Annotated in this window: 1 pseudogene; it reads left to right on the top strand. The window is 65.5% G+C overall.

Going from position 1 to position 458, the window contains the following annotated elements:
• Positions 1-458 (top strand): annotated as a pseudogene (locus EOA24_RS40720) (transposase); the annotation flags it as partial.

Genomic DNA, 458 nt, shown 5'->3' with positions numbered 1-458 from the left:
CTGCGAAGAGGCCGGCTTGGCCGCTCCGTCCTATCTCACGGTCGCCCGCCGGATACCCGGGCTGTTCAGCCCCGAGGAGATCGCGAGGAAACGGTCCGCCAATCCGAAGCATCTCCAGCGGCTCAAACCGCGGCCAGGATACATCCATGCGGCGCGCCCGCTCGATGTCTGCCAGATCGATCACACGCCCACCGACATCAACTTCGTGGAGGTCGTCGACGGCGGCGGAACGTTCATCGGCCGGGCATATCTCACGATCGTCACCGACGTGGCCACCCGCTGCATTCTTGGCTTCTGCCTCACCCTCGAGAAGCCGTCGGCGCTGTCGGTCGCGCTCTGCCTGGCGCACGCCATGTGTCCAAGGGAGGCATGGTTGGCCGCGCGGCATCGAGCATGGATGGCCGATGTTCGGTCGACCACGGTCGCTCGTCACCGACTCAGCCAAGGAGTTCAAAGGG

The organism is Mesorhizobium sp. M2A.F.Ca.ET.039.01.1.1, from assembly GCF_003998035.1.
GTDB lineage: Bacteria > Pseudomonadota > Alphaproteobacteria > Rhizobiales > Rhizobiaceae > Mesorhizobium.
This window is presented reverse-complemented; position numbering and strand designations above follow the sequence as displayed.